The organism is Candidatus Amarolinea dominans, from assembly GCA_016719785.1.
Classification (GTDB): domain Bacteria; phylum Chloroflexota; class Anaerolineae; order SSC4; family Amarolineaceae; genus Amarolinea; species Amarolinea dominans.
The window spans coordinates 58,237-65,438 of the sequence record JADJYJ010000021.1 but is presented as its reverse complement, the minus strand read 5'-3'; the positions used below and the strand labels follow the sequence as shown (position 1 = coordinate 65,438).

Sequence of the window (7,202 nt, the reverse complement as noted above, 5' to 3'; positions counted from 1 at the left end):
CCGGGGTAATAGGCGGTGAACAGTTCCAGCAAATCCTGATAGTGCATGTCGAGCAGAAAGAGCGCATCCTGCCCGGAGGTGTCAGGCAGCGGCAGGTCGTCCACCGGCTGCGCCATGCGGTACGGCTTCTCACGCAGACCGCCCCCGCCGTCGCCAGGCGCCTGGTAGGTGAGAAAAATGAGCGGCGAAAAATAGAAGAGACGCGGCGCCAGGTACAGACTGTGCGTGGACAGCTTGCTCTGCACCTCGCGCGCCACGGCGGTCTCCATCGGGGAGAAGGCCTGCCAGACGGCTTCATTGTGGGCCTGCTGGTTGAAGAAGACAGTGTAATTGGCGTAGGCGGCGAGAGCGAGCAGCGCCAGCGGTGCCACCAGGCTCAGGCCGGCCCAGGCGTTCCAGGGTAAGGGGAGGCCATCAGGGCCAGGAGACGACGGCGCAGCGGTCGGCCGCGGCGCCAGGCCGCGGCGCAGTGCAACCCAGGCGCGCACAAGCACATCGCCGGCCAGGATGGCGACGGCCGGCGTCACGCCGAGGGTGCGAAAGGCCTGCGGGCCTTCGCCCAGCGATGAAAGCACACCGCCGGCCAGGGTGATGGAAATCCAGATGAGCAAGAGGCCGTAGCGGTGATCGCGGACACGCCAAAGACCGTAGCCAAAGCCGATCAGCAGCAGCGCGCCGGTCACGGGGTCCACCATGGGCGCGCCCGGCAAGTTGTGGCGCGGGTTGGAGTCGCCGCGCACGGTGAACATCTCGGCATGGCGGCGCAGGTTTTCCCACAGCGGCTGGTAGGAGCCGGCCTGCTTGATGTCGTTGGCGATGGTCACCTGCTGCGAACGGTTGAGAAAGGTGAACGGATTGCGCAGGTAATGGTCGGCCAGGGGGGAAAAGGTCATCAGATAGAGCAGGGCCATCAGCGCCAGCCCAACCCAGGCGCGCCAGAAGCCGCGCTGTACGAGCAGGCGATAGAGCACATAGAGCGCCACCGCGCCGACGGCCATGCGAATAGCCAGGTACATGTACATGCCCAGGCCCAGGAAAAGCCCGGCCAGGGCAAAATCGAGCAGGCGCCGTGTCTTGGCGGCACGCACGAGGAAGTAAACGCTGACCACCTGGAAGAACGGCGTCGCCACTTCGATCCAGCCCCAGCGGCTCATGTTGATGTGCCAACGATTGAAGGCCATGAACGCCATAGCGGCCAGGGCGGTGGGCACGCCAAACAGGGTGCGCGCCAGGGGGTAGACGGCCAGCACGGTCAGCACCGCGGGAACAACCGAGGCGAGAACCAGCGCCAGCCAACTAGCGCCCAGCAGCTTGAACATGCCGAGCATGAAGTAGACGTACAGGGTGGGGATTTCATACCAACTGGTGCCGAAGGGCGAAGCCTGGCGTCCTTCCAGGATGGCCAGCGCGTCGAGCGCGCCGTTGGTCTGGTCAATGAAGATGCCCGGCGGCATGGTGGTCAGGCGATAGACACGAAAGAAGATGGCGACCCCCGCCAGCAGGGCCACCAGGGCTAGTTCCAGGTAAGGCAGGCGACGATACCAGGGGGAATGCTGACTGTCTGGCGTCTCCTGCGAAAACGCTGAGAATGCTGACTGCTGAACAGCAGCGCCGTGGGTCAGCGCCTCCGGCGTGACACCAGCGCCCGCCCCGGCGTTGGCTGGTGCGCTCGCCTGGCGGCGCTGCAGGAGGCCGGCGCCAACCAGGGCCAGGAGCAGGCTGGCAACCCAGGCGGCCGTGGCGGGGATGTCGTAGAGCTTCTGGTGCAACGTGACGTTGGCCCAGACGTTGACGCCAATGCCGAGCAACAGCAGCGCCAGGCCGGCGAGCAACGGTGCGCGGGCGGCCCAGTGCCAGGTCTGACGCGGCTGCGGCTCGCGCATGAAAACCTCGCTGCGCGCAAACGCCACCGCCGCCAGCACCGCGGCGCCCGCCATCCACAACCAGCCATCGGCCGCAAAGGGCGGCGTGGCAAACGAGCGCAGACCCTGCCAGGCCAGGATAGCTGCAGCCAGCAGAGCAATCAATTGGGACAAGCGACCACCTCGTTCAGCATTCCTCGTTCAGCGTTCAGCTCTGAGCATTCAGTTCACGGCCGGAAAGAGTATCACCCGGTGCGAATCGGGGTCGGCCACGAACAACTGTCCCTGGGCATCCACGGCGATGCCGGTGGGCAGGGTCATCTCATTGGCCTGATTGCCATATTGGCCAAAGAGCGCAATGAACTTGCCCTGGTCATCGAAGATGAGTACCCGGTAGTATTCAGGATCGGTCACGTAGACGCGGCGACCGTTGGCTGTGTCGGCCACGGCCAGGTACGGCTTGTTGACCACAGACTGGCTGGGCCATCCCTCCACCGGCCACTGGCGCAGATACTTGAAATCCTTACTGAAGACCTGCACCCGTTTGTTCCAGGTGTCGGCCAGGTAGATGTTGCCGTCCTTGTCAATGTAGGCCGACCGGCTCATCCAGGGCGCCGTCCACCAGACCGGCGCCGCCGAACTGACCCACGGGTGATCCATCGGCATCGAAGACCTGCACGCGCTTGTTGCCGGTGTCAGTCACGTAGACACGACCCTGCCCATCAATGGCCACTGCGCGTGGCCCCCAGAAGACGCCCTGTTGCCCCAACTGACCATCGGTGACGCCGTTGGCGCCCCAGGCCTTGACGAACGTGCCTTCGGCGCTGAACTTCTGAATGCGGTGGTTCCAGGTGTCGCAGACGTAGACGAACTTGCCATCGGGGGCCACAGCCACGCCCCACGGCTCGTTGAACTGACCGTTGCCGGCGCCCTGTCCGCCCCATTGGCGCACAAAATTGCCGCTGGCGTCGAACTGTTGAATGCGGTGGTTACCGGTGTCAGCCACATACAGGGAGCCATCCGGAGCGGTGGCCACATTGCGCGGGGAGCGGAACTGACCATTGGCCTCACCCTCGGCGCCGCCCCACTGGCGGAGCGACGTCACCTGACGCACACCCTTTTCGTAGGGATCAACCGCCGCAACGGTATCGGTGATGTCGCCGCTGGCGGCCACCGCCCCGTACTGCCAGATAGATGTCACCACATCCTTGCGCACGTACATCGAAAAGCGATGCACCGGGTCCCATTCACTGAGCGGCTGGGTGTACTTGCGATACCAGAGGACATCCCAGACGACCTTGCGCTGTTGCGGATCGCGCAAGCCGTCACGGATGCGCTGCCAGGTGAGACCGAAGTAGGTTTGCTTGGGCCACCAGACCAAACGATAGCTGTAACGCACGTAGCGACTGCCCAGGTACGGCTTGACCTTGTCTTCATTCTTGTCGCCCACCAGGACAACCGGCGCATCGAGCGCATCGCGGTTGGGAGACGCGCCGTAGAAGGAGCGGTTGGGATACTCGCGCAGGTACCATTCCAGCGGCCAGGTCGAATCATCATCATAGGCCACCTTGATCTGCTTGCCACCCACCGTGCGCTCGGAAATCTCTGCGATTTCGTTCATGGCCCGCTTGATGTCCGGGGTGGCGTGCGCGTAGACCAGCAGTTCCGTCGCGTCATCGAAGTGGATGTAGTTGAACATGTAGCTGACGCGCACCGTCCACAGGCCCAGCGCCAGCGCCAGCGCCAGGAAGATCGTCTGCCCGCTGCGCTGGCGTCCCAGGTTGCGAATCCAACCGACGGCAAGCCAGGCCAGCGCCAGCAGCATCGCCAGCGCGGCCAGCCATTGCAGGGTGGTGCTGAGGCCCGCGATGGTGACATTCTGGAAGGGGCTGGATTGCGCCAGGGTTGTCAGGGCAAAGATCATCACCGGCAGGGAGAGCAGCAGCCACAGGCCGCCCTGCTTACGCCACGCGCCCCACTCGATGCGCTCCAGGACGCGGCCGGCCCACCAGCCGCCCATCAGGGTCATGGGCAACGCAATGTAGACGGTGAGCCACGGCATCTTCTCGCCGGCCCACGTCAACCCGCCAAACGCGCCCAGGAACCACCAGATGTTGAACAGGGTGAAGAGCGACTGGAAGTTTGAGGTCGGAGACCGGAGACCGGAGACCGGAGACCGGGGATTGGAGACCGGAGACCGGAGACCGGAGATTGGAGATTGGGGATTGGAGACCGAAGATTGGGGATTGGAGACCGGAGACCGGAGACCGGAGACCGGAGACCGGAGACCACCGAGCGGCGCATTCTCGTCTTCCACATACCCGATCTCTGCTCTCTGATCTCCGATCTCTGTCCTAAGACCGGAGATCGTTCGCCTTCCATGAACCCGATCTTTGATCTCTGATCTCTGATCTTTGCCCTCCGCCTCCGGCTTTGGAATCAGGAAACGCCAGCCGCGCCCGGTGATGAAAGCCACGATGCCGCCCAGGGTCAGGAAGAGGGGCAGGAACTCATACATCGGCGTGGTCAGCAGATAGTAGTAGAGGGGCTGCCCGCCACGCGCTACTTCCTGCTGCGCCAGCCAATAGCCCAGGGAGCCGATGGCGCCGGTGGCGATGCCCTGACCGTTGGTGAAGAAGGTGGTGAAGAGCAGGATGTAAATCACGTAGAACACGCCCGCGCCGATGAGCCAGCGCACACGACCCCACAGCGCACCGACTGCGCCGGCCGCCACCAGCATCACCAGGAAGACGCCCAACGAACGGATGTAGCCGGTCTGGCTGTAATCCTGCGGATCCCAGCCGAACATGCGAATGATGAAGGCCGAAAAGAGCGGCGCGGCGATGGCCAACAGCCAGATGACCACGTCCAGGGCCGGATGGGTATGCAGGCGCTCGCCTACGCCTCGCCAGGCCAGGTAGAGCGCGGTGGCTAATAGGGCCACACCCAGGAAGAAAACGATGATGGCGCCCGTTTCAGACACGCCAACCTCACCCCGGGTAACCCGATAGAAGCTGTAGACGGCCGCCACGGCGCTGGCTGCCAGGGCTACAAAGAAGGGGATCTTGAGCGCGTCTTGCGACCAGGCGTCGCGCGCGATGTCCAACAGGGCGTAGAGCAGGAAGAAACCGATGAAAAGCCCGGCGAAAATATAGGAGATCTCCATCGAGGTGAACATCAGCGCGTAGGGCACCATCATCACGATCAGGTACTTCGGTTCGCGCGTGTCGAAGTAGCGGAAGATCATCAGGATGAGCCAGACCAGGAATAGGAGCATGAAAGACTCATCGCGGATGTAGCGCGTGTAGTAGAGAATGGCCGGCGAGATGGCGAACATCGTCGCGGCCAGGAACGCGCCCAGGCGCCCCAGGTAAGAGCGGAAGAACCACAAGAGCCAAACGGTCGCGATGCCAGCCACAGCCGCCGGCAGCCGTCCGACGGCATCGTTGACGCCGAACAGGGCGTAACCCAACGCGTTGATGTGAAACCGGAACGGCCCGTGCATCATCGGTTGGTGCTGATACCCCTGGCCGTCATACAACTTCCAGGAGTAGAGCACGTGCAGGCTCTCGTCGTGACTCATGGCGCGCACGCCCAGCATGTAAAGGTGCGTGACCACCGCCAGGATCAGGAGCAAGGCCCAAGCTGTCTTTTCAGAATTCCAATTGAAGCGTTTGACAAATGACGCGTCCAAATTTTCCGTGATTCCTATGTTTTGCATCTCATCCTCGATAATCGTTTAGCAAGATTCCAGGCTATTGCCAGATGATTGCTCTGTATTTCAGTCTGCCCTATTCCGCCCCATTCACCCACAGCACCACGTCCTGATTCTGCGCCGGCGTCTTGGCTTCGCCGCTCAGCAGCCAACGCAGCAGGGGCGCACCGCTCAAGCCCTGGGGCGTCCAGCGCTGCGTCACGGTGTACGCCGCGCCGATGAAGTCGGCGCCAGGCGGCGATGGATCGTCGGACATGGCGCTTATCAGCGCGTCGGTGTCGTTGGCGTCCGTGGCTGAGGTCACCAGGCGCACACGTTGGAAGTCGCGCACGTACCAGCGCACGATGTCGCTGGTTGGCCCTGCCACCACGTCCACCTGGAAACGGTGCTCGTCGCCGTAGCGATGGGCCGAACGGTTGACCAGGGTCGCGACCAGCACGCGCACATCGGGCGCGGTGACGGTTTCGTAAGCCAGCAGCACCTGGCGCGGGAGCAGATTATGATTGAGCGCCCACAGACGCCCCACCTGTCCCACGCTGACCGCCGTCAGCACGAACAACGCCAGGACGCCCAACGTGGCGCGCAGGCCGATCCAGAAGCCGCTGAGCACGTGCAGGACCAGAATCAGGCCGAGGAGGACCAGCGCGGCGATGAGGTACTGATTCTGACTGGCTTGCGCCCAACTCGCCAGGTAGAGGCGAAAGGTGACGATGAGAACCAGACTGGTCAGCATGACGATCCACTCTTCGGACCAGCGCGGGCCATCCTGCACTTGGGAGAGCAGCCAATCGAACGCCTGCGCGGCCAACAGGGTTAAGGGCACGGCGATGACAAAACCATCGGCTGGCTGGCGACCCAACAGCGCCAGGAGCAGCGCCAGACCGCCCCAAAGTGCGGCCGTCTTGACCGGCCAGGTGAGCCGTTGCCTGAAAGCAGGGTTGAAGGCCCAGAAACCGAGGCCCAGCAGCGTACCGAAGAGGATGACCGGTTCATCCAGCAGCAGACGCAGCAGAGGCCACCAAAACGGCGGTGCATCGGCAGCCGGGGCGATGTGCGCCAGCCACTGGCCGAACAGATCCGCGGTGGCGCCCAGGCCAGGCCAGAAGGTGAGCAGCAGGGTGGCGCCGAGAACGAAAACCAGGACGGCCGGCCCCGCAGCCGCCTGGATCAGGCTGCGGGGCCGCGACGACAGGTTGGCGATCTGGCCGCGGGCAAACCAAACCAGGCCGAGCAGCAGGGCCAGGACGCCGGTGATGCCGCCGGCCGCGCTGCTCAGTGCGACGGCCACACCCACCCCGGCCCACGCGGCCCAGGGGTTGGCGCCGGCCAGGACCCGCGTCACCGCCACCAGGGCCAAAAGCGCGCCCAGCAAGGCCAGGCTGTGACCATCCACCGTGCGGGAAAAGAGCACGGCCGTGGGCGAAAGCGCCAGCAGCAGAGCGCCGATGAGCGCGGCGCGGCGGCCCAGCTCATGGCGCAGGCCATAGGGCAACAGTACCAGGAGCGTGCCGGCCAGCGCGGGCAGCGCGCGCGCCAGGGTATCGCTGCCGAGGGTGAGCAGGAAAAGCACGTGATTGAGCGACAGCAGCAGGGGGCTGACCCCGCTGACCATGCCCCCAGGGAAT

General features: G+C 64.1%; 4 protein-coding genes. All 4 read right to left on the bottom strand.

Annotated features, from left to right (window positions below; translation table 11 throughout):
• Positions 1–2,036 (bottom strand): glycosyltransferase family 39 protein (locus IPM84_19980; protein ID MBK9094997.1); only part of this gene is annotated, 2,036 nt, incomplete at its 3' end.
• A gap of 48 nt (positions 2,037–2,084) precedes the next feature.
• Positions 2,085–2,468 carry an NHL repeat-containing protein gene (locus tag IPM84_19975; protein MBK9094996.1) on the bottom strand — a complete coding sequence of 128 codons (384 nt, stop codon included), beginning with the start codon at positions 2,466–2,468 and terminating at the stop codon, positions 2,085–2,087.
• A complete protein-coding gene (locus IPM84_19970) occupies positions 2,446–5,583 on the bottom strand; it encodes a TIGR03663 family protein (GenBank protein ID MBK9094995.1) in 3,138 nt (1,045 codons plus the stop codon). The genes IPM84_19975 and IPM84_19970 overlap by 23 nt, the downstream gene beginning before the upstream one ends.
• A 70-nt stretch (positions 5,584–5,653) precedes the next feature.
• On the bottom strand, positions 5,654–7,189 hold the full coding sequence (locus IPM84_19965) for a hypothetical protein (GenBank protein MBK9094994.1): 1,536 nt from the start codon (positions 7,187–7,189) through the stop codon (positions 5,654–5,656).
• Positions 7,190–7,202: the final 13 nt, after the last annotated feature.

Bases quoted from the DNA above. Each gene is read 5' to 3' on its own strand.
- IPM84_19970 (MBK9094995.1), bottom strand. From the start codon at position 5,583: ATGCAAAACATAGGAATCACGGAAAATTTGGACGCGTCATTTGTCAAA.
- IPM84_19965 (MBK9094994.1), bottom strand. From the start codon at position 7,189: ATGGTCAGCGGGGTCAGCCCCCTGCTGCTGTCGCTCAATCACGTGCTT.
- IPM84_19975 (MBK9094996.1), bottom strand. From the start codon at position 2,468: ATGAGCCGGTCGGCCTACATTGACAAGGACGGCAACATCTACCTGGCC.